Annotated in this window: 13 protein-coding genes and 1 pseudogene; 10 read left to right on the top strand and 4 right to left on the bottom strand. The window is 40.4% G+C overall.

The window, feature by feature from the left end; genetic code table 11:
• The first annotated feature begins 41 nt into the window (after positions 1 to 41).
• Positions 42 to 2,732, top strand: coding sequence for an adenosylcobalamin-dependent ribonucleoside-diphosphate reductase (locus tag K0T92_RS06200; protein WP_219871550.1), 2,691 nt, complete (start codon positions 42 to 44; stop codon positions 2,730 to 2,732).
• Positions 2,733 to 3,476: 744 nt separating this feature from the next.
• Here the strand turns inward: K0T92_RS06200 and K0T92_RS25590 are convergent.
• Both K0T92_RS25590 and K0T92_RS06190 read right to left on the bottom strand, forming a co-directional pair.
• Positions 3,477 to 3,939: pseudogene (locus K0T92_RS25590) on the bottom strand (transposase); the annotation flags it as partial.
• Positions 3,940 to 4,038: 99 nt separating this feature from the next.
• Complete coding sequence (locus K0T92_RS06190; protein WP_219871548.1) at positions 4,039 to 4,797, bottom strand: hypothetical protein; 759 nt, start codon at positions 4,795 to 4,797, stop codon at positions 4,039 to 4,041.
• Between the two features lie 140 nt (positions 4,798 to 4,937).
• On the opposite strand from K0T92_RS06190, the gene K0T92_RS06185 reads away from it, so the two are divergent.
• The 8 genes from K0T92_RS06185 (at position 4,938) to K0T92_RS06150 (ending at position 15,758) form a co-directional block, all read left to right on the top strand.
• Positions 4,938 to 6,029 carry a TniQ family protein gene (locus tag K0T92_RS06185; protein WP_219871547.1) on the top strand — a complete coding sequence of 364 codons (1,092 nt, stop codon included), beginning with the start codon at positions 4,938 to 4,940 and terminating at the stop codon, positions 6,027 to 6,029.
• 116 nt (positions 6,030 to 6,145) lie between these two features.
• Positions 6,146 to 6,688 (top strand): helix-turn-helix domain-containing protein, encoded by a 543-nt coding sequence (locus K0T92_RS06180; RefSeq protein ID WP_219871546.1) that lies wholly within the window; start codon positions 6,146 to 6,148, stop codon positions 6,686 to 6,688.
• A 72-nt stretch (positions 6,689 to 6,760) separates the two neighbouring features.
• Positions 6,761 to 7,414, top strand: coding sequence for a TnsA endonuclease N-terminal domain-containing protein (locus tag K0T92_RS06175; protein ID WP_219871545.1), 654 nt, complete (start codon positions 6,761 to 6,763; stop codon positions 7,412 to 7,414).
• Positions 7,415 to 7,416: 2 nt separating this feature from the next.
• The gene (locus K0T92_RS06170) at positions 7,417 to 9,534 is read left to right on the top strand and encodes a Mu transposase C-terminal domain-containing protein (protein WP_219871544.1); all 2,118 of its coding nucleotides are present in this window, start codon (positions 7,417 to 7,419) and stop codon (positions 9,532 to 9,534) included.
• A gap of 19 nt (positions 9,535 to 9,553) precedes the next feature.
• The gene (locus K0T92_RS06165) at positions 9,554 to 10,591 is read left to right on the top strand and encodes a TniB family NTP-binding protein (RefSeq protein ID WP_219871543.1); all 1,038 of its coding nucleotides are present in this window, start codon (positions 9,554 to 9,556) and stop codon (positions 10,589 to 10,591) included.
• A 94-nt stretch (positions 10,592 to 10,685) separates the two neighbouring features.
• Positions 10,686 to 12,356, top strand: a complete 1,671-nt coding sequence (locus tag K0T92_RS06160) for a TniQ family protein (RefSeq protein ID WP_219871542.1) — start codon at positions 10,686 to 10,688, stop codon at positions 12,354 to 12,356.
• Positions 12,357 to 12,722: 366 nt separating this feature from the next.
• Positions 12,723 to 14,810 carry a retron system putative HNH endonuclease gene (locus K0T92_RS06155; RefSeq protein WP_219871541.1) on the top strand — a complete coding sequence of 696 codons (2,088 nt, stop codon included), beginning with the start codon at positions 12,723 to 12,725 and terminating at the stop codon, positions 14,808 to 14,810.
• Positions 14,811 to 14,819: 9 nt separating this feature from the next.
• The gene (locus tag K0T92_RS06150) at positions 14,820 to 15,758 is read left to right on the top strand and encodes an HNH endonuclease family protein (RefSeq protein ID WP_219871540.1); all 939 of its coding nucleotides are present in this window, start codon (positions 14,820 to 14,822) and stop codon (positions 15,756 to 15,758) included.
• Between the two features lie 32 nt (positions 15,759 to 15,790).
• Here K0T92_RS06150 and K0T92_RS06145 read toward each other — a convergent pair whose 3' ends face one another.
• Together K0T92_RS06145 and K0T92_RS06140 are read right to left on the bottom strand one after the other, a co-directional pair.
• On the bottom strand, positions 15,791 to 17,389 hold the full coding sequence (locus K0T92_RS06145) for an AAA family ATPase (protein WP_219871539.1): 1,599 nt from the start codon (positions 17,387 to 17,389) through the stop codon (positions 15,791 to 15,793).
• Positions 17,346 to 18,077, bottom strand: a complete 732-nt coding sequence (locus K0T92_RS06140; RefSeq protein ID WP_219871538.1) for a hypothetical protein — start codon at positions 18,075 to 18,077, stop codon at positions 17,346 to 17,348. Before K0T92_RS06140 ends, K0T92_RS06145 begins: the two co-directional genes overlap by 44 nt.
• A 282-nt stretch (positions 18,078 to 18,359) precedes the next feature.
• Here K0T92_RS06140 and K0T92_RS06135 point away from each other — a divergent pair, with 282 nt between their 5' ends.
• Positions 18,360 to 20,618 carry a zinc-ribbon domain-containing protein gene (locus K0T92_RS06135; protein WP_219871537.1) on the top strand — a complete coding sequence of 753 codons (2,259 nt, stop codon included), beginning with the start codon at positions 18,360 to 18,362 and terminating at the stop codon, positions 20,616 to 20,618.
• Positions 20,619 to 20,972: the final 354 nt, after the last annotated feature.

The following is a 20,972-nucleotide window of genomic DNA, read 5'->3' as shown; positions in this document are numbered from 1 at the left end:
TTTCTACTACCTTGAGCTGATATGTGGGAGGCGTACTTGGAATGGTGACGAAGCAGAGTGGGCAGCTGGAAGGGCTTAGCGAGAAAATTTTTCTGGATCGGTATGCATGGAAGAACGCGGATTCGAACGATACGAAGGTCGGCGATGTTGTCCTTGTATTAACGAAGGATGATCCTAAATTTCCGGCGAAGGAAGTCGGGGAGGTCATCGCTCGCAGCGGCAGTGAGGTTACGGTGCGTCTGCGCAGCGGAGATCTTGTTCAATCCTCTGTCGAGAAGCTGACGCTTACGGTCGAGAAGACGCCGGGTGAAATGTGGGACCGGCTCGCGGGTGCAATCTCTGCCGTTGAAGAGACGACAGAGAACCAGAAGCTGTGGCAGGAGCGGTTTCGCTATGTCCTTGACGACTGGAAGTTAGTTCCAGGCGGTCGAATCGCTGCCGGAGCTGGTGCTAGCGAGGAGTTGACACTGTTCAACTGCTATGTCATCCCTTCTCCACATGACAGCAGAGGCGGTATTATGAAGACATTGTCGGAGATGACGGAGATTATGGCCCGCGGCGGCGGTGTCGGCATTAATCTGTCTTCTCTGCGGCCGCGGCGGGCAATCGTTGCGGGTGTGAACGGCTCTTCCAGCGGTGCGGTGTCATGGGGCGGATTGTTCAGCTATACGACAGGGCTTATTGAACAGGGCGGAAGCCGCAGAGGCGCTCTTATGCTGATGATCAACGACTGGCATCCCGATCTGCTTGATTTTATAACGGTGAAACAATCAATGGGTCAGGTGACGAACGCGAATCTGTCGGTATGTGTCAGCAATGACTTCATGCGGGCGGTGAAGGAGGATCTGGACTGGGAGCTGGTATTCCCTGATACGAAGGATCCGGAATATGACGGTCTCTGGGATGGCGATCTGGAGAAATGGCGCCAGCGCGGCGGCAAGGTTATTCCGTACAAAACGGTCAGCGCACGCGAGGTGTGGCATACAATTATTGAGTCAGCCTGGAAATCAGCAGAGCCTGGCGTTGTATTCATGGAGTACTACAACCAAATGTCCAACAGCTGGTACTTTAACCCGATTATTTGTACGAACCCTTGTGGAGAACAAGGGCTGCCTGCATGGGGCGTATGCAATCTCTCGGCGATTAATCTGTCTAAGTTTTACGATGAGGCCAATGGGGATGTTGCATGGGATGAGCTGTCCAAGGTTACCCGGTGGTCGGTTCGTTTCCTCGATAATGTTATTGATGCGACGCCGTATCATTTTCCGGAGAATGAACAGAACCAGAAGCGCGAGCGGCGAGTTGGGCTTGGCACTATGGGGCTTGCGGAGCTGATGATCAAGCTGGGCATCCGTTATGGCGACCCGGAGTCGCTGGTGTTTCTCGATAAGCTATATGGCTTCATCGCCCGGGAATCCTACATGGCCTCGACAGAAATTGCTGCTGAGAAGGGCTCATTCCCTGCTTTCGAGGCTGACAAATATGTGCAGAGCGGATTTATGCGCCATATGATAAGCGAATTCCCTGAGGTGGGAGAGGCGGTCAAGAAGCGCGGCATCCGCAATGTGACGGTCATTACCCAGGCGCCTACGGGCAGTACAGGTACAATGGTCGGCACATCAACGGGCATCGAGCCGTATTTTGCCTTCGAATACTACAGGCAGAGCCGGCTCGGCTATGACAAGCAACTGGTGCCGATCGCACAGAGCTGGAAGGATGCCAATCCCGGGCAGGAGCTGCCGGATTACTATGTGACGGCGATGAGCCTGTCCGCAGAGGATCATATCCGGGTGCAGGCGGCGATTCAGCGCTGGGTGGACAGCTCCATCTCCAAGACGGCGAATTGTCCGGGCGACTTTACCGTTGAAGAGACGAAGCGGTTGTATGAGCTGGCCTTCGAGCTTGGCTGCAAGGGCGTAACGATCTACCGTGACGGCAGCCGGGATGTGCAGGTGCTGAGCACGGACAAAGCGGAGGAGAAGCCTGCGGAGGATAAGAGCAGCGTTGGCGCTGCTGCTAAATCCGGCGAAGGGAATGGAGCAGCAGAGATCGGCGAAGCGAATGGAGCAGAGGCAATTGGTGCATCAGTGCCCGCCGCAGCGTCTGCGGAATTTGCAGAAGCGCCAGTCTCGTTGAGAGCGGCCGAGCAGGTGGTGGACAAAGCCTACAAGAGCCGTCCGCAGGTGCTGCGCGGCGCGACATACAAGGTGAATACGCCATTCGGAATGGCGTACATTACAATCAATGATCTGAATGGGTCGCCGGGTGAAATCTTCCTGAATGTCGGCAAGGCTGGCTCTGACGTATTCGCGATGGCAGAGGCGCTTGGGCGTGTATGCTCGCTCTTCCTGCGTTACGGCGATCACGGCAACAAAGTGAAGCTGCTGATCAAGCATTTGAAGGGAATCGGAGGCTCCGGCGCCATCGGATTCGGCGTGAACCGCGTAGAGTCCATTGCCGATGCGGTGGCGAAGGCACTGGAGAATCATGTGCAGCTGGATGATGCCGCAGACGGAAGCGGAACGGCGGCGGTCTATGCTGATGAGAGCGCGGCCGTTCAGCAAGGAACTGGCGGAGAGCTAGTGGATGAAGTAGCTGCTCCCTACTTAGCTGCTAAAGGAACAGCGGCCATCACATCCAGAGATCTATGCCCATCCTGCGGCTCGGCATCTCTGATTAATGTGGAAGGCTGCAAAACCTGCAGCAACTGCGGCTATAGCAAGTGTTCATAATGAGGTGATTGAACCACGGAATAGCTATATACATGTGAGGAATCTTCAAAGTTGCCAAAATGAACACAACTGATAATAATTTTGTCTCACGAAAAGTGAGAGAAGTCGATGATATACAACGTTGTGTATAAACATTCATTTTGGATAAATATACATTAAATCGAATAATAATTAAACAAGGAGCTGTAGGCCATTTGCCAACAGCTCCTTGTTTAATTAATATTTTCAACGGGATACGTGTTCTCCTTGTCGTTCCGCTCGTCGTGTAGCACGATTTTATGTGGTCCTTTTAAAAGCAATACTTGCTATCGGCGTATGTACTTGATTTTAATTGGATATGGATTATGACGTAGCCCAGGCATAGAGGGGGTAGCGTCCTTTTTTTGAACAGGTGGGATGGTTCAATACAGTCCTTAGGTTTGATAGGACTTTATGTTTTCGGATAGATAAATGGAACATATAAGCAAGTGGGCATTATTTCAGCGGTGAAACCGATCAATCGCTTTTTCTGGTTATTTTATACTCCGTTAGGGAGACAAGAGTGTGAGGGGGGCTGATTAGTCACTTGCTTCACGATCACTGAATTACCGAGAGTTTACTGTAATTGGAAATACAGTAAAAAATTAGAAGTAGAAGGCAAAACGTGGGTAGCGTCAGTCGGTTTGTGTATCCAGAGTGCAGGAACTCATTGTAAATTGTTTGGGTGGTGTATCCCAAGCGAAGGCGCGGAGCTTTAGCCCTGCACCTCTTGCTGTACATAGATGCAAACACTTTCTTTGTCTTTTCCATGCTAAAGCCTCGGATGATTCTTTGGCTCCATTGATCGTTGTAGTCCGTCACAACCAAGTAAACGATCTTCTCTACAGCATCGATGTTCGGCACACTAATGTCTTTCGGATACTTGTAAAAGGTGAGTAGTACCGGCAGATTCGATCTACAGGTTGCGAGTCCGCGAGGATACTGTTTCGCCCACTTAAGCTCTACAGCGTGGAACAGACGAACTCCTTCTTCGTAGCATTGCGCATTATTAACTTCTTTAAGATCACCCATGAACTGGACCTTGTCTTTGACTCGAATCTTTGGGAACTTACTGTGCTTCTTGTGGACGACGCAATGCTGGTACATCGATCGGCTTTGGATACACTCTGTGGAAGGCCATCTCAAGTTCGACTAGGCCATCGAACACTCTGATAAAGATTTCCCTTGCACTGGTTCAAATTCTATTTCTTCTTCAGAAGGCTTGTTTTCATACAAATTCATGAGGGCCTCTGTTTGTCTAATTAGCTAGAAAGATGTGAGATACGCATCAATTACTCCTGTACATTGAGTTATTATATGTACGAAGAGCCTCCAAACAAGTTTTTAAATATTCTCCCTCCGTGGAAGTGACAATTTCCCTTTCCCCATTAAGGAACAAGACCGATAAATTTAGTTTTTTTGCAGTTTCCAACAGTTCATTTTGGTATTCCAGATCATCTACTTCATTTCGGTCTTTCTCCAGGTTTTGATTCCCATAAGAAATACTTTCCTCGTGTAATTTACGGAAAAACTTGAGGATATAGGGAATTACTTTTAGCTTATCCCTTTGGCTAAATTCCTCCTTTAGTACAATCTCTATTGTGTCTATTAGTACGCTTCTCGAACCCATGCCGATTTCACTAAGGTTAATTTGATCAAAAATACAAAAAGGGCGAAATCCATCAATTTTAAATTGTCGTAAATGATCGATAATAACTGCGAGTTGTGGAGATGTTGAATTGAAAACTAAACTTTGTAAAATTTGATCAACCATTTGATCTATTTCTGAAAAGGTTTCCTGGACATCGTTTGGCGCTTTCTCTATATATCCGGCAAAAACTAATTTATTCGGATTGCCATATAGTACTTCTGCCAGTGCACGGTTTACATCTTCAGAAGCAGGAGGTTTTTTGCCGGTTTTTATTTTGCTTATATAAGAACTATCTATAGATAAATTTTTTTCTTCATAAAGCTCTTTGCTTATTTCCTTTAGTGTTTTGCCGGAAGTTTTAATGTATGAACTAAGTAATTTAGCATAATAACTCATTGTTTTAGAACGCCTCCTTTGACTTATTGTGCATCAAGATGCCCAAAAAGTCAAAAATTTCTTGACAGATCAACAGCGAATTACTATTATAAAAATGACTTTAAGGTCAATTGTGACCAAAAAGACAACGGAGGTGTAAAATGCGTGACCCGTTTTTAAGAAGAAGACCAGTTCCTTTTCCTGACGAGAGTATAAGGGGATATATTGTTCGATTAGCTCATTTAAATCGCACATCGCCACGAAATATATATCAAAAATCATCATTACTGACGGGAACTGTTCCAAGGAGCCTTCTAATGATTACGGATAAAGTTCCATTATCCAAACTTCAAGATCTCACATTAATCGAAGAATCAAAATTATATGATCTAAGTTTTTATTCACTTGCCGGTAAGTATAGGGATAAAAGGGAAGATTTAAAAATTTTAAGACGTATTAGTGCTAAAGGTTTTTGTTCCGTATTCTTTTCACAAGTTTGTCCTATTTGTCTAAGCGAGAAAGATTTCCACAGGAAATTGTGGGAATTAAGAATGATTACGACGTGTCATTTGCATAAGTGTAGGTTGGTATCAACTTGTCCTCAGTGTGGGAAGATTTTGTCTCCTTATCGCCGTTTTGTTACATATTGTGATTGTGGATTTGATTTACGAAAATGCAGTGCTAAATATGTTAATTCGTCGGATATTTTATTACCGACCTATATTAACGAAAAATATTTTACTGGGATTAAGACAATTCATTTAACAGAAGAGTTTCAGCAGCTTAGTTTCCGCCATTTTCTCTACTTGCATATTTTTTTATATGAATACATTTTTAAGTGTGAGTTTTCTCAGTCTGACTTACAGTATTCGGCTTCCTTTAAACCTGAAATTATGCACCAAGTATCATTAAAAACATTTGAAATTTTTATTGGTTGGCCAAAATCTTTTTACGAATTTATAGAAACGTATAGAATAACACCTAAAAATAGTAGTTCTGGAATTACTAAAGAATTTGGAAGGTTTCATTATCAATTAATAGAGAAATTATCTTTAGAAGAGTTTTCTTTCGTATTAAATACGTTTGTTCAGTATTGTGGAGATATTCCTTCAGACCCTATTTTGAAACAAGTGAAAAAACAATTATCAGATTTTTTAACAAGGAAGAGAAGAAAGATGATATTTCCCTTCAAAAAGATAATTTTATATGCATTAAAAGTGCAGCTGAAATCCTTGGAGTTAATGTTAGGGTAATTGATGGTCTAATAAGCAAAAAAATAATACAAATAGTTAGGGGTAAACATGCTCATAGATTTTGTCTTCTTAATAGTATTAACAACATCATCCAAACAATTCGTTCGTACAATCTAATGGAAGATGAATCTTTAGAAAGTAGAGATAAAGAAATAGTTGAGTTCAAAAATATCGATAGGATATTAAGACGCAGAATAAGCTTAGTTCAATTTATTGCCGATGCCTTAGAAGGCAAGATTTTTGCTTGTGTGGTTAATTCTAAGGAGAATGGGCTCAATCAGTTCTCCTTTTTTAAAGAGGATGTGGAACAGTTTATAAGTAACGGTACGATTCCAATTGATGAAGCAGCTCGACAACTGAATGTAACAAAACAGTCTCTAAGAGGATGGATAAAGATGGGTCTTATAAAACAAAATACTAATAATAGGTTCTATTCACTGAATCTTGAGGAAATAAAAAAATTCAAATATCACTATATACCATTGACTGAACTTCTAAAATTACATCCACATATTAATAATGTTTCATCTCTTTTTAGTTATCTAACGAATAAAGATATTTATCCGGTTACTGCCCTTCGAAAGGATCGCTGCGTAGCCAACCTATATAAAAAAGATCAGAAATTATTACGTGCAATGGGACTGGAATCATGGAATTAATTTATTGTTAATCGCTAGGTTTATAGATTCATAGAATTGGAAAAGCTTGAAATAAAGAAGGAGGTAAAGGACATGAGAAGGAAGCCGGCACGAAAAATAAAACCGGTTAGAGGTAAACATTATCGATGGAAAGTTCCTTTGTTGAAAAACGGGGAAATGATAGATTGTGAGAGTCGATTAGAACGATATTTTGTACGTTTGCTCGATTTTGATCGCAATGTGCTTGAGGTGGAATCACAGCCTATCTGCATTGCGTACTCATACAAAGGTAAGTCAAGGAAATACTACCCGGACTTCAAAGTTATTACTTCAGATGGACAAGTCAGAATTGTTGAAGTTAAGCCTAAATCAAAGACACAGCATCCGAATAACGTTATTAAGTTCATTATCGGTAAAATGTATTGTGAGACAAAAGGCTGGGAGTACCAGATTGTTACAGAAGGACAGATATTTAATGGGTTTATTCAAGAAAATATAGATATACTGCGGGCATTCGGTCATGAAGTAACTTCATATGAGGACTTAATTTATCTTCTTAATATGTTAAGCAATACCGGTACTTGTACGATTGAGGTGTTGCAGTCCAATTGTAGCAACTTGGATCCTGAAGTTTTCTACAAGTGTTTGTATAAACTGATTTATCATCAGAAAGTTTATGTAGATTTATACACTGAAGTCATTAATGAGCATTTGCTCATTTCATTAAATAACAAGGAGGAGTTATAGATATGCAAGGGTTCTCTTTTGTACCAGGAATTTACTTTCGGTGGAGTGAAAAAGAATTCGTCGTTAGGAAAGTTATTGAAAATAACGACGTTGAGGTAACGAACTTATCATATGATACTGTAGAAGTTTTTTCCCTGAATGAACTATTAGAAGCATGGTCTGATGAAACTCTGGTTGTAAAGCGAGATTTTAAGGCGGAAGAGGCAAAGATCACTCAACACGATGTTGAGTTGTTAAGCGATGAAGAGAAACAAATTATCGAACTTCGATATAAAGTTCTTGAACCGATACTATCTGGAAAAGTAAAATCCAGAGAGTATAGTGAATACATTGATTCATTGCCGGAAGAACAAAGGAATTTGGTGAATTCCACTTCGACATTATATCGATGGAAACGAAGGTGGGAAGAAACGCAGGATAAAAGAAGTCTGTTGCCTCGAAATGATTTAAAGGGCGTTAAAACATTTAAGGTGTCAACGGATGTACAGGATATCATTGAAAGGCTATTAGTTAAATACGACAAGCAAGGACTAGATGTCTCGAATAGAAGAATTCACATCGAGATGGAAAAAGAAGTGAAAGAGATAAACTCTACCCGTACCGATGATCACCAAATCGAACCTTGTGGGAGAGCAACGACTAATCGGATCATTCAACACCTAAGGAAAACATACTTAAAAGACAAGGCAAGGTATGGTGTGGTTCAAGCAAATCTAAACAAAAATGGCTCAACAACTGAAGTGTACGTCGAACGGCCATTACAAAGGGTTGAAATTGATTGGACACCGCTCGATTTGTTTGTTGTTGATACATATTCAGGAAAGACGGAAAGATTCTATTTAATCCATGCAGTAGATAAAGCAACAGGTTATGGGCTTGGATATGAGTTGTGGCTGGGCGAGCCTAACACAAAGGCGATAAAACAATGCATGTTGCATGCAATGTTTCCGAAGACACATATTCGTTCATTGTATCCAAGACTGCAGCATGACTGGGCAGCATATGGGAAACCGGAAGTAATCGTAGTGGATAATGCAAAAGTTCATGATGCCGAGGACTTGGTAGAATTCTTCAGTCTCATAGGTATTGAAGTGCAATTTTGCCCGGTAAAGGCAGGCCATCAAAAAGGTACAATCGAAAGAAGGTTTCGTACCTTGAATGAGAAGGTTTTTCATAGTATACCAGGAACCACATTCTCAGATCCTAAAATGCGTGCACTCTATGATTCAACCGGAAAGGCTTGTCTGACATTAAAAGCATTACATGAAATTGTGCATATTACAATTGTTGATCTCGTTGCTAATGACTACAGTATTGCACTTGGTGGTACACCTGCTTTCCTATGGGAGCAGGGTTTAAAAGATTGGCATGTACATCGTACCCTTCCGATGCAGAAAAAAGATCTGATCATGCTGCTTTCAACGGGAATTGATTACCGCACGATTACTAATAAAGGAATCGAGCTTGAAGGGCAACATTTCCAAAGCAGTTCATTGATGAAATTATTTGATTATATGAATAGAAAAAAGAAAGACAGAAGAGTTCGAGTGCGGTTTAATCCATCAGATATGCGTACAATTTATATTTTGGATGAAACCACAAATCAATACATCGAGGCATACCCTGTGAAGAACAGCTTACGAAAGAAAAGCATTGATGAAACTCATCCGGTTCATATCGCGCAATTAAAGTATTATAACCTTCGTAAAAATAAGGAGTACAACGATTTTGATACTACTCATCTGGCCCATGCGTATGAACAGATAGAGGATATTATTCATAATAGTCGCAGAGAACTTGCTCAACTTGAGAAGTTACCAGATGATTTGAGAGCAGTGGAACATAATAAGCATCTGTCTTCCATTCAACATCTACATGAAGCTCAACTTGCCCCTGAAGGGATAGAAACCTTAAAGATCATTAGCGAAAAAGAAGAGGAAACGGTCAAGGATAACGGAAAAACAGCCGTTAAATCCAAACCAAAAGTGTTTAAAAAAGGGAACTCTTATCAATCTGTCAACAATGACTCGAATGGGATTGTTCGGGAATCTTCAGATTCAGAAATGCCTCCATTACTGTTTGATGATGATTTGGATGAAGATTGGGATGTTACTGTTTAAAAAGAAAGGAGAACCGTCCGTGAGTATAAAAAAGTTAATGTTTCAGACGCTTTCAGGGAAACCTTTATCTTTCCGTGATCCAGAATATAAGTTGCGGTTAGAATACATGAAAAAAATGATTGTAAAACATCCTCAGTATCAAGAAGTATCTGATGAATTGGAAGAGCTTCATATTACTTCGAAAGATTCAGTTCAGGCTTCACACCTGAATCTTTGTGGGCAAACCGGAGTAGGCAAGACAACGGTTGTAAAAGAATATGCAAAGAAATTTCCCAAGAAACATGTAGGTTCGGAAACGATAATTCCTGTACTTTACCTGAAGGTTCCACCGAGGTTAAGAACACCTAAAGCATTGGCCTCCAAGATTTTAGCAGAGATGGGCGATTTATTCGCTAATTCTGGTACAGATGAGGAATTGGGCAGGAGAATTGTGGATTTTGCAAAAGATAGCAAAATGGAGATGCTTATTCTTGATGAGTTCCAACACCTAATTGATCGGGACACTCAAAACGTTTTAGCAACTGCTTCTGACTGGCTGAAGCTCCTTACAGAAGAACTCAATATTCCGGTTGTTTTGTGTGGTTTGCCGGAATCGAATGATATTTTTGAGTACAATGAGCAAATAGATGGAAGGTATCCACGAAGGATATTACTTGAGCCTTTTGGCTTTGAGGATCAAGAGCAGCAGAGGAGCTTTAGGATGTTCCTGAAATATATTGATGAAGAACTTCCATTTCCAGAGCACTCTAATTTAAGTGATCCATTATTGGCTTCCAAGATCCATTATGTCACAGAGGGCGTACCTCGTTATGTTAAAGACCTTATGATTGAAGCGGCAAAATTATCCTTGAAACGAGGGTTCGATCGTATAAATGAGGAATCTCTTCATGACGCTTTTAACAGAATCACACGTTCAAACCAACGGTATGCCATTAATCCATTTTTGGATTCAAAATTTGAGTATTTTGCCGAGCTTAAAAAACAGCAAGCTAAAATAAAGGCTTTTATTGACGAAAGGCAATCAAACTCAAAACGCAAAAGAAAGAAAACTTCATAATTAATAATATTAAAACACTTGTCCTAAGCAAGTGTTTTTTGGTTTATTAAAGAGACTGTAAGGCAATACTAGGTTAATAGAGAGGAGTGTTCTTATGCTTCTTAGAAGACCTAGTAAATTCCCGAAGGAAAGTGTGTCTAGTTTCATTTTTAGACTCGCAATAGCTAATCACCGACCTGTTAGTACGTTCCTATCATTATTTGGTATTCGTTGGGCGAATTGGTTGAAAAATTCGTTTTCAAACGAACAATTAAGAAAAATAGCAGAACGGGCGAATATTAATCCCTCCACCCTAGAGGATGGATTATTCCATTGGTTTGAGTCGGACGCTTATTACCTTAAGAATAGGGTGAAGTTTTGCCCGGATTGTTATAGGGAGAGTGCGTTTCACCGAACGTTTTGGGGACTCATACCAATAACAACTTGTTTGCAACATAATTCTCTCTTATTAGACACTTGTTCAAATTGCGATACCCCAATAAAGTTGGAAGAACTAATGATAGGAGTCTGTAAAAAATGCCAGAATAAATTTAAAAAATTCGAGGCGATACATGTAGAGGTAAACTCAATCATTTATGAACAACAAGTTGCTATTCAAAACTCTCTTCATACTAACTCCAAAATGTTGTCTATAGCTAAAGGTTTTAGTGCATATCAATTTTTGTTGTTAGCCAAACATAGCTTCCACCTTCTGGAACAACTTCCGTCTTTTCTAGATGAGAATCGGAAAAATAAAATATTTCAAAATCATTCCGGTGGCTACAAGAGTAACCATTCCGCAGCTGAATCCTACGCTCTCGTGTTCTGGTCCTATCAAGATTTTCCTCACCGTTTCAATAAGATGTTAAGCAAATTTGTGGAAAAGCCACGGCGAACGTTATACATGCAGAAGAAAGTATTCGAGTCCCTATTTAATAATGAAGGATTTGAAGTAATTAAACAGGAGTATGAGCTGTTTTGGGCAATGGAATTAGAAAAAGGAACTGTAAGAAGGAATTTATCTGTATTTAAGAAAAATACTGACCTATTGGAACAAAAAGGACATTATAGGAAAGAAGAAACTAAGCAATTAACAGGAATGTCATACCCGAAGTTGGAATCACTTCATGAAGCCGGAACGATTAGTATTATTTCAAGGAAAAACGGGGGAACAATGCAACATTTCATTGATAAAGCTTCGGTTACTTACCTTTTAGAAGAGAAACAAAACTACATTAATAAAAGAGAAGTTGCACAGATACTTGGCGTTCAAAGAGCATCTGTTTCTCAACTTTTAAAGGAGGGTTTGCTAAAGGAAGCAGGAACTGTTTTCAGTCCCTATAAGCTAATTCGACATAATGAAGTCTTGGAACTATTGAAGAAGTCAACAGGACTGCTAAACATCCATATAGAAGGGCTCAAGTTTCACCAGGTACTTATCAAATACTCAGTGAATGGGTTAACGATTTGCAAGCTATTAAAATTAATACATCAAAAAGCATTAAGTCCTCAATTGGCTGTTCCGAATGGTAATCTATCGGACGTTTGGTTTTGGGAAGACGAACTTCAGCAGTGTAATGAATTACTGAAAACCGAGAAGAAAAACAAGGACGGATTATATATGAAAGATGTATTGGAGTATTTGAATATTGGAGAAAAAAAGCTGAAAAGGCTCATGGATAGTGGGGAATTGAAACCAGACAGAGTGATCGTTTGGAAAGATGGGCGAAAGCGGTATTTGTTTCACGTTACACGGATAGAAGAATTTAAAAAGAATTTGAGATGAATTGGCCCCAAAAAGTTGTTGAGTTTTCTGAATTAAAGGTCTCTGAATCGATCACCTATGGGTTGGGTTAATACCGAATAAATGCAAACGTCAAATATCAACATGTGGTTTAACATAGTCTAAATTAAAAATAGTCAGGGTCAAGACTAGAGAAAGTGAGTATTTTGGATGTCATCAGAGAAGGGAAAATGAAAGAGGTGTTCACATTATTACGTCAGATGTTGTTTATATTTAGTTTCGAAGAATATAAGAAAAACCAAAACTCTTTAGAGTGGAATCTTGTGGTAATATTAGGTATAAGGGTCGAATTATTATTAGTAAGTGGTGCTTAACAGTTATATTTAAATGGCAAAGGGATGATTGCTAGTGATTTTTGTCAGTAGAAATGACGCAAGACTGCCGGCTTGGTTCGAATCTCAGAAAGCAGAATTTATAAAATCTGAAATAGAGAACTTCTACTCAGATATTCCAAATGAATTATTAGAACAACGCAGTCTAAGAGAAAATCAAAACTATAGTAGAATATTATCCCAGTTTTCTCGTAACCCCGAAATCCGATCAGAATTAAAAATGTTGTTTTGTAATAAGTGTGCTTTTTGTGAATCATCACTCACTGAGTTATATGTTGCCCATTTTCGCCCCAAATCTCTTTATGAGTGGTTGACCTTTGAGTGGGATAATCTGGTGCTTTGCTGTCGTGAATGCAATAAAGCCCAGGGTGCCGGATTTCCGATAAAAGGAAAACGCGGCAAGGTATTGAGTTCAATTGAAGAATTGCGAGAAACGGAACTTAGTTTATTAATTGATCCTTGCTATGATATCCCAGAGGAACATATTGCATTCGATTATGATGGGAATATCTTAGCTCTGACAGACAGAGGAAACGAAACAATTCGTGCTTTTGAACTGAATCGTCCTTCCTTAGTACGCAGTAGGAAAATGCGAATTAACGAAGTAGAATATCTAATTAATCGACTGAGAAATCAATTTGAAAATAATCCTACACAAGATATATTTAATCAGCTAATGTTTGAAATTGAACCCTCTCCTGATCAGCCTTTTCAAGGATGCATAAGATCTGTGTTCAAAAATGTATTGAACAAATTACAAGAAAAATTAGAGTTTGAAGAGTCCAAAAGCATTGTTGATTCTCTAGTTAGGATTAATGTTGTAGGTGAACTTGTGAATCATCGTACAAAAACTAGAAAAATATCTTCTGTTAGAGTTGTGAATCTCCTTGATATGGAAGACTGTGATATTCATATAAACGAAACTGACGGATCAAATTGGCTGATGGTCTTGGGGGAGAATGGTACCGGAAAAAGTACACTGCTAAAACTACTAGCTATTAATCTAGCAGGAGAAGAAAAAAGGCGTTCTCTGAGTCAGGGGAGTATGTCCCCCAAAGAGTTGGTGAAACACGGAAAGAGTTCTGGCTATATTCAAATCGTGTTTACAGGTGAACCGGTAATTACGCGTCAATTAATTTTTAATTCTGACAATACTTGGACTGGCTCGGCGGATCATCCATTTGGTGGAAAAGTACTTAGTTACGGACCCGTTCGAATTGTAACGAAAGAACTTAATGCTCATGACATCATTCAAAATCAATTTATGCCATATTCATCCCTCATGGACATGAACATGTGGCTCGTTGAAAAGTATAAAACTGAAAAGCCAATCTATTCTGCAGCTGTTCGATGTATCCGAACAATGCTACCTTTATCAGAAGACGTTGCACAAATCTTTTTATTAGAACCAGAGGAAAATCGACTGGTTTTCCGGAATCTTCATCATGAACAAAATAAAATTCCACTGGACTCATTAAGCTCAGGTTATCGAAATGTATTCTCTTTAGTTTGTGACATTTTTCGAAAATTAGATGGTAAAGATGAAGCATCATTAGAAGGTATCGTGCTTCTAGATGAGATCGATGTCCATCTGCACCCTCGTTGGAAGATGAGAATTGTCAGCCAACTTAAAGAGTTATTTCCTTTAGTACAATTTATCACCACATCTCATGATCCATTATGCTTACGTGGATTAAATAAGCAAGAAATTGTCGTTTTGGAACGTATTAAGGATAGGGTCAGAGTACATTCAGATAATTTACCTAATCCTCAAGGGCTTCGTGCGGATCAATTGCTTACATCTGAGTTTTTCGGGTTGAGCAGCACACTGGACCTGGAGACTGAATCTACATTTACTGAGTATTACAGTTTGCTGGCTAAACGAGTTCGGGGATCTGAGGAAACTAACCGAATCGAGGAGATCAAGGAAATACTGCAGCAGTGGGGCTACATGGGGAATAATCGTCGTGAGCGGTTGATGTATGGTGCAATCGACGTTTTTTTAGCTGAGGAGCGGATATTATCTACTTCAGAGCTGCGCCAACTCGCACAAGAAAATAATCTTATGGATAAGCTTCGGAGTATTTGGAATAAAAAAGAGTAGGTGGACCCTATGTTGAAGGTTGTAAGATCAACTGAGATACCAGCAACTTTGGTAAAGGAGTGTTCTCTTGGAGGTAGATTGACAGAGGCCATTAATGTCTATTCCGATTACTTTGCTTCTCTTGCAGAGGCAGGTGAAGAAAAAGGTAATTCTGAAAGTATACACAAGTTTCTTAAATATGATGAAGACGATGTTAGACAAAAGCTAGATACTATGTTTCATAGTAAATGCGCGTACTGCGAATCATTACCCAAAGGAACTGGTTTGATGGAAATCGAGCATTTTAGACCTAAGGCTAAAGTTCTGCAAGAGAGAGGCGGAGCTATACGTCGGACAGGTTATTACTGGCTTGCTTGGGAGTGGGAAAACTTACTACCTTCTTGTCATAATTGTAATAGCGTTATTTATCAATATATTATTGGAGGTGATTCCCCCGAAGTTAAAGTTCTCCGAGGTAAAGGAAATTTATTTCCATTAGCGGACGATAACATGAGAATAAGTCATCATGAGAATCATAAGTACTTGGATAAGGAAGTACCGCTACTTCTTAATCCTTGCGTCGATGTCCCCAAAAATCATCTTGAGTATTCTGATGAGGGTCATATATATCCAAGAAGTGATAAAGGTTACACATCCATCATTACATATGGCTTGGACCGGAAGGAACTGTTTAAAGATCGACTGAGTATTGCAACGCTTATTACAGCTCAAATCAAAAGAGTAAGAAGATGTATGACGAAATGGATAGCTGACCCCGAAAATACAAGCGTAATGGAAGAGTTGATTGAGGAGCGGGATATTCTATACGCATATGTGAAGCCTGAACGCGAGTATTCGTTAATGGCCTCCCAAATAATTCATCGTTTTTGCTTAGAAGCTGAACTTGATTGTCCTTGTTGTATGCAATCATCGGATGAACAAACAGGAGACATTGCATTAACAACCTAAATCTATTTCCTTTTCTAAACCACATCGGCTCTTCACCAGCAGGTGCTGTAATCATTTTTTCGGCTTCGTTGAACAACGGGAGTTCTAATTGATCCTGATGCGTCTGCTCGCAGGAAGCACCGAAACGCCTTGTCCGGTTTCTTAGCAAATACAGGCGTAGCTCCAGGTTCACCAGCTCCCCAAGATTCCGCCCTGAGCCATGTAACACCGCAATCAATGCCCATTTCATTAGCCGCATCTTCAAGTAAAGTTAGGAAAGAGAGACGATGAGTAAAGACAATCACTTGTCTGGATAAGCTCAATTTAGCAATTCTTTTTACAGTTGCCTCCTCAAACAGTTGATCTAATGACGATATAGGATCGTCGAAAATAAAAGGTGAACTATCTGAGCCACCTTCAACATCAGCAAGAAATCCGGCAAGAGACACTATTCGGAATTCTCCTTCGCTCAACACTTCAGAAGTTCGAATATGTGGAGGGCAATTTCTAAGTTTCACCTGATGATAAATATGCCCTCGTTCAGCCCTAGTTTTAGTCAATTCAACATTGACTCTAGAGCCTCCTAGACCTTGTAACTCCTTTTGAAATCTTTTTATGTACTCGGCAGTAATTAATTCGTTCGACAGTGACGATTTCTTGGTCGATAACGATTGCGTACTAGTCAATGTAATAGCCGCTTTATACTTTTTTGTTTTTCCTAGCATTTCTACATTTTCCACAATGACAGACTTATTTTGGTGAAGCCATCTTCGAGCTTCAAGCTCAATTACGCTTTTCTTCAATTCGTCTCTGTTTTCTGTTTCAGCTAATTTTTCGTAGTCAGCAGCCTGTTGTTCTTTCGCAGCCGCCGCTTCATCAAAAGACTTCAACAAGTCTACTTGTGGTAAGATCGCAAGTTGGTCAAGTGAAGTCGCACCATTCAAGCTCTCGCTTCTCTTTTTTAAGATAATGCAGTATTCGAGAATGGCTTGTTTTTCTTCATCTGATGTAATCCCTATTGAGTTAAAATGAAGTGCTAGTGTTGACTCAGACGGTATTTCTTTAATTGCTTTTAACAATGTATTGTAATGTGACTCTGCAGCTTGTGCTTGTTTGTTGAGCGAATCTTTAACAAAGGCTTCAAAACTACTTAGCCTTCCTTGTGCTTCAGGTGAAAGTGGTTGCTGGCAAAGTACACAATTAGAGTCAGTCTCTATGTATGGAAATGATTGTTCAGGGTATGCGAGTTGCTCAGAGAAAGCCCTTGCTTGCTCCCAAAGCAATTTCCAACTATCAGATCCTACGCCATCAAGAGGAAGTCCTTCAAAAACACTCTTGGCATCTTCTTCAGCAGCTTTCTTTTTTATCGTGTAGTCTAATTTAGCATCTATTATCTTAGTACACGAATCATCAGTCAGAAAGTCCCTAATGTCTGTAAGAATGCTTTGTAGTTTCTTAATACTTTGCGCAGTAGTCCTAAACTGCTTCATTTTTTCAATGGGATCTGTCTCGGCCAGTTGTTGTCTTTTAGTGCTAAGCGTAACTTCATCTGCTTCCGTCCATGAACAGTTATCCTCTATTTCTTTACTAGAAGTTGTATCCTTAATCTTAATTAAGCCACAAAACAGCTTTTGTACCAGAACTGCCCTCAAGAGGAATAAGCTTTGTTAATGATATAATCTCCATTTCTTGTTTAAGAGCTTGGCCTACTTTTAAACAAGCTTCCGTCAGTTGGCTGAAAAACAACAGTATCCACGGTTCGTAAGCGACTTCGTTTTCATCATTAACGTATACATTAGCACAATCTGTATCGTATAGTTGGAATGTGCGTAGTTCATTGAGAGCCCCTTGATCGGGTGTCCAGTTAATCTCATGGTTTGTACCATCTTTTGTAATGGCTAAAGAACAGTCCTGAGGCTGTTGTTCTTGGGCATAAACATTCCCCATTAGCTTTCCGGGCTTTTTAGCTCCAGATATATGTTTTAGCAAGCGTACATAGCTTGATTTGCCGGAACCGTTTTGACCATATACAATTGAAAGGGGGCTCTGAAATTTTAAAGGATTTCTGGGATTAAGGGCACTAATCCCCTTGATACTATTTATAGCATCAAGTCTTAGATGTAATGAACTTTCCTTTGCGGAGAGGCTGCCTGCTATAATACTTCGGGGCTTTACTTCAGAGTCTATCAGTCGTGCTTCAACTTTGCACAATAACACTAGTTCTCGATAATTGTCTTCGGTAAGTAAATTGTTATTTTGCATAAGAAGATGTGCTGCGTGTTGCAGCCAACGCGGTCGTTGTGAAAGCCATTGTTCTACTTCTGTTAATATTGTCCCCATCGTCAGTCCTCCTCTAAAACATCAAGCAATAGTATTATTTTACTATAGCTTCGTCCCTTTTGATAGAAAATTCTGTATAATTTGTAGTGTGAGGCAAAGAACTTGAGTACTTTGCTCCTTACATAATCACCTAACAATTTGCTCACTGAGGATAGTAAAATTACTCCAGTTAGGACGAACTGGTCATGTGTACGAATCCACCATTTTTTCTAGGGATTGAAAGGATTGGCATGTCCAATTGATGCAGGGAAAACGTTTCGAGGAGATCGAGAGGAGCAATAAATGAAGAAAAGAAAATCAAGAAAAATTGCCCCCTCCAAAAGTCTAGGAGTCGTTAATCCTGAGATAGCGAAAGAATGGGATCATGAAAATAACGGAGGGAAAACTCCGTTTAATTATGGGGCCTGTTCTCACAAAAAGGTATGGTGGAAGTCAGACGTATGTGGGCATCGGTGGGAAGCGATGATCTTCAACCGCCATCGGAGAAATGATGGGTGTCGCATTTGTGCAAATAAAGAAGTGGCTCCCGATACTTGTTTAGCTGCGGTGAACCCGATATTAGCATCGGAATGGCACCCTATACGGAACGGAAGTTTAACACCTTATGATATTGTGGCAGGAACGAATTTGAGGGCATGGTGGCAATGCAATAAGGACACTCGTCACGAATGGAATGCCTTAATTAGTTCAAGACACAATCAAGGAGTTGGATGCCCTTACTGTGACGGGAAGAAAGTGTTACCTGAGGAATCATTCGGGGCCTTATTTCCGTGGATTGCAGAAGAGTGGGATGAGAAAGGAAACGGGAGGAAAAGTCCATTCGAAGTATCATCTGGCTCTAGTTATATAGCTCAATGGATATGCCGAGATTGCGAACACTCTTGGTCTACGAAAGTAAAGATGCGGGTAGGTTCGGATTTTCAAAAAGGAACCAATTGCCCGAAATGTAATGGAGCAAGCCAATCCTCTCATGCCGAGCAAATCTTTTATTATAACATGAAGAGAATATTCCCAAGTACCCTTCATCGACTGAAGGTAGTTGCGGATGGGAAAAAGTACGAAATTGATGTTCCGATCCCAGAAGTCGATTTTGCATTGGAATATGACGGTCCACATCATGCGGATATTGCTGATAAAGATGAGGAAAAGAATGAAAAAATCAAAGATATGTATCAATTGATTCGGATTCGTGTCCCGAACCTTCCTGTGATTGAACCTCATGGTTCCATTGTGTTCGAACACGACACGACACGTTATTATTCTTCCTTAAAGGAAGTACTCATTCAAATATTCCAGTGTATAGCTGAACGTCATCAGTTAAGTGAAGAACAAATCAAGAAAATCCAAGAGTTCGAAAGCAGTGATTTACATGAGCAAGCAGGTGAGGTGATCCAGTATTTCCGAAAGATAAAATTGGAGCAATCACTCGCTTATGTGAATCCCAAAATTGCGAAAATATGGCATCACACGAAGAACGGAACCTTAAGACCGGATCAAGTCTATCCTCACGACAAAGTAGTGGTGTGGTGGAAGTGTACGGAACATGGTGATCATGTATTTCAAAGCACCATCATCGCTCGGCACATGAGTCAAGGTTGTTCATTCTGTAATCAAAGTACTCACTATGTAAAGCGATTAAAAACTGGTCCTCGCATCTTAGCAAATGCGAACCCTCCACTTGCTGCAGAATGGGATCAAGAATTAAACGGAGAATTGACAACCTTGGATGTCACCGTAGGGATGACGGATAAGGCATGGTGGAGATGCCAATTGGGTCACCGGTGGGAAGCGGTGATTGCTTCACGACATCAAGGGGCAGGGTGTCCTGTCTGCGCGGGAAAAGTGGCTACACCTGAAGATAATATTACAGTCACCCATCCCCATGTCGCCCAAGAGTGGCACTCTGTCCTAAATTTACCTCTACTACCTCATGAAGTAAAAAAAGGGTCAAACAAGAGGCTGTGGTGGTTATGCCAAACCTGTTCTTATGAGTGGGATGCATTCGTATATAATCGAACCAAAGGTGATTCGTGTCCTGCTTGTACGAAAAAAGTGACTACAGATAATTACAGTTTAGTTGCCTTATATCCTGATATTGCTACTGAATGGAACTACGAAAAGAACAATGGCAAACAACCACAGGATTTTTTACCGAAATCCAACGAAACGGTATGGTGGAAGTGTGCAAAAAAACATAAATGGCCTGCTGCGATTTGTAACCGAACCATACGTGGCGATATTTGCCCTTATTGCAGCGGGAAGAAAGCAACAATTGAAACGTGTTTGGCTACGTTGTATCCTGAAATCGCAAAGGAATGGAACCATGAAAAGAATGCTATCGAATTTCCTGACCTAACGCCTGAAACCATATTGCCGGGTTCGAACAAAAATATATGGTGGAAATGTGCAAGAAACCATGAATGGCGAAATATGGTGGTTCGTAGAACATCAAGGTGGACAGGTTGTAAGGAATGTAAAGCCATCGATAAACAGAATAAGCAACGGAAACGCACCTCAAGTCAAATTGAACTATCACAATAAATAGGATCAGCAATTGATTCGGTTGTGGCAATCAATTCGCGATGGAGGGAAAGAAAACAATGACCGATCGATTTCTTTCAGAGTTAGAGCCGCTTATTGCAGCCCAATGGCTGCATCATAAGAATTATCCGCTTACTGGATGAATATGGTATGGATACTTCAAATACTGCACAAACACAAGTAACTAGACCAATTATTGATTTATTTTCAAGTATTATTAGCGATTTTTCCAAGTATAGGCTTGCGAAGGCATTTGTTAATTGGACCAGAAAAAATAGTGCGAACGATCTTACAGAAGTAGAAAGAGAACGGTTAACAAAGCTAATTGATGACATCAATAATGTTCTTAAATAA

Source organism: Paenibacillus oenotherae (assembly GCF_019443105.1).
Classification (GTDB): Bacteria; Bacillota; Bacilli; order Paenibacillales; family Paenibacillaceae; genus Paenibacillus_Z; species Paenibacillus_Z oenotherae.
This window is presented reverse-complemented; position numbering and strand designations above follow the sequence as displayed.